2 protein-coding genes are annotated in these 2,764 nt (G+C 62.2%); both read left to right on the forward strand.

Annotated features, from left to right (window positions below):
* Positions 1-1,120: DUF1553 domain-containing protein (locus VN887_04880; GenBank protein HXT39337.1), on the forward strand; the 1,120-nt coding region annotated here is incomplete at its 5' end.
* 101 nt (positions 1,121-1,221) lie between these two features.
* On the forward strand, positions 1,222-2,764 hold a 1,543-nt coding region (locus VN887_04885), incomplete at its 3' end, for a PVC-type heme-binding CxxCH protein (protein HXT39338.1).

The raw sequence follows: 2,764 nt of genomic DNA on the forward strand, positions 1-2,764 counted from the left end.
CTCTCTGCGCCGCGAACAGAGCCGCACGATCAATCCGATTCCTGAGATCATGGCGATGGATGAGCTGCCGACGCCAAAGCCCGCGTACATTTTGAAGCGGGGTGCTTACGACGCGCACGGCGAACAGGTTTCCGCCGACACTCCCAAAGTGCTGCCGCCATTCCCCGCGAACGCGCCGCGCAATCGTCTCGGCCTTGCGCAATGGCTGTTATCACCGGAGAACCCGTTGGTGGCGCGTGTGACGGTCAACCGCGCGTGGCAGATGATGTTCGGACGCGGTATTGTCGAGACCAGCGACAACTTTGGTGCGCAGGGCGCCGTGCCGACCCATCCCGAATTGCTCGACTGGCTCGCCCGTGATTTCATGACCTCGGGCTGGAACTACAAGGTGCTGTTGAAGAAAATCGCGATGTCCGCGACGTATCGTCAGTCATCGAAGGCGGGGCCCGAACTGATCGGCCGCGACCCCGACAACAAGCTGCTCGCGCGCGGGCCGGCGCGCCGCCTCACCGCTGAGATGCTGCGCGACGAGGCGCTTGCGGTGAGCAGACTGCTCGCTGGAAAAATCGGAGGACCGAGCGTCAAGCCGTATCAACCGCCCGGCCTGTGGGAGATCGCGATGGGCAACCCGAAATATGAGCAAAGCCGTGGCGACGATCTTCACCGTAGGAGCCTGTACACGTTCTGGAAGCGCACCGTGCCGCCTCCGACAATGATCGCATTCGACGCGCCGCAACGGAATGTCTGCATCGTGCGCCGCCAGAGCACCAGCACACCGCTTCAAGCGCTCGCCCTGCTCAACGACACGCAAATTGTCGAGGCCGCGCGGTTCGTCAGCGAACGGATGTTGAAGGAAGGCGGGAATACGCTGGCCGACCAGATCGCCTGGGCGTTCCGGCTGGTGACCTCCCGTCGTCCGACACCACAGGAGATCACTGTTTTGAAACGACTGTTTCAAGAACAGCACGATTTGTTCGCGGGTGATCAGCAGGCCGCCGCGAAGCTGCTTGCGGTCGGCGAGCAGCCGAACAATCCGGCGCTGCCGCCGGTGGATCTTGCGGCTGGGACCGTTTTGGCAGAAGCTCTGCTGAATCACGACGAAGCGGTGATGAGACGGTGAAAAGTGATTCCCGCAATATTCGAGCAGCGTTCGTCAAACGGGCGCTGTTTCCGCGATTTTGCCGTCGTCTGCGCATCGCGTTTGTGCATACTCCGCCTTCGATGACCACCCTTTTGCGTTCATTGATTGCTTTGTTGGTCGTCGGTGCCGAAGCGATCTCGCTGGCCGCAGCCCCTGCGGCTTCGTTTCCCGAACCTTACAATTCCGAAACGCACGGCAGTCCAATGCCCGCCGCGGACGCCGCGCGCTCCTTTCAGCTTCCCCACGGTTTCCGCGTCTCGGTCTTTGCCTCCGAACCGGACGTGCAGCAACCGATTTCGATGGCTTTCGACCCGCGTGGCCGCCTTTGGGTCGCTGAAAACTACACTTATGCCGAGGCGCAGATGACCTTCGCGACCAACCTCAACGACCGCATCCTGATTTTCGAAGACATGGACGGCGATGGTCATTTCGACAAGCGGACAGTCTTCTGGGATCAGGCAAAGATCCTGACCAGCGCGATACCAGGCAACGGAGGCGTATTCGTGTTGTGCCCGCCCAGGCTGCTGTTCATCGCAGATCGCAACGGTGACGATGTTCCCGACGGCGAGCCGGAAGTGTTGCTGGACGGCTTTACAACTACGACGGGTAATCGTCACACGTTCGCCAACGGTCTCAAGTGGGGTCCCGATGGCTGGCTGTGGGGCCGGGTCGGCATTTCCAGCCAGGCGCACATCGGCCGGCCGGGCGCAACCGACAACGAACGCGTCGTGATGAACGGCGGCATCTGGCGCTACCACGCGCAACGACGCGTCGTCGAGGCGGTTTGCCACGGCACGACGAATCCCTGGGGCCTCGACTGGAACGAAGTTGGCGAGCCGTTCTTCATCAACACGGTCATCGGCCACCTCTGGCACGCCATTCCCGGCGCGCACTTCAAGCGCATGCACGGCGAAGACGTCAACCCGCATAGCTACGATCTGATTGACCAGCACGCGGACCATTACCATTTCGACATCGGCAAGGGTTGGACGGCGTCGCGCGTTCAGGCCGATGGCAGCGCGGCACCATCGAGCGACGAGCTGGGCGGCGGTCATGCGCACGCCGGCCTGATGATCTATCAGGGGCCGAACTGGCCAGAGCGGTGGCGCGGACGGCTTTTCACGCTCAACCTTCACGGGAAGCGCGTGAATGAGGAACGACTGGAGCGCAGCGGCTCCGGCTACGTAGGACGCCACGAGCCGGATTTTCTGCGCGTCGGCGATCCGTGGTTTCGCGGCCTCGACCTGCTGCAAGGCCCGGACGGAGGTGTGTTCATCTCGGACTGGTCTGACACCGGCGAGTGCCACGACAGCGACGGCGTTCACCGCACGTCGGGCCGGATTTACAAAGTCACTTACGGAGTGCCGAAGAAGATCAAGCTTCCGGACCTTCGCGCATTATCGGACACCGACCTCGTCTCGTTTCTGTTCGATGCGAACGAATGGTTGGTGCGACAGGCGCGTCGCGTCCTGGCGGATCGCGCGGCCGAGGGGAGCGACATGCGAAGCTTGCAAGCCGTACTGTCGAATCGATTCGAAAAACAAACCGGGAGCGTCGCGAAACTTCGCGCTCTTTGGGCGTTGAACGTGGCGGGCGGCGCCACGCCGGATTGGCTGCTTGCGC

The sequence above is a fragment of the Candidatus Angelobacter sp. genome (genome assembly GCA_035607015.1).
GTDB lineage: Bacteria > Verrucomicrobiota > Verrucomicrobiia > Limisphaerales > AV2 > AV2.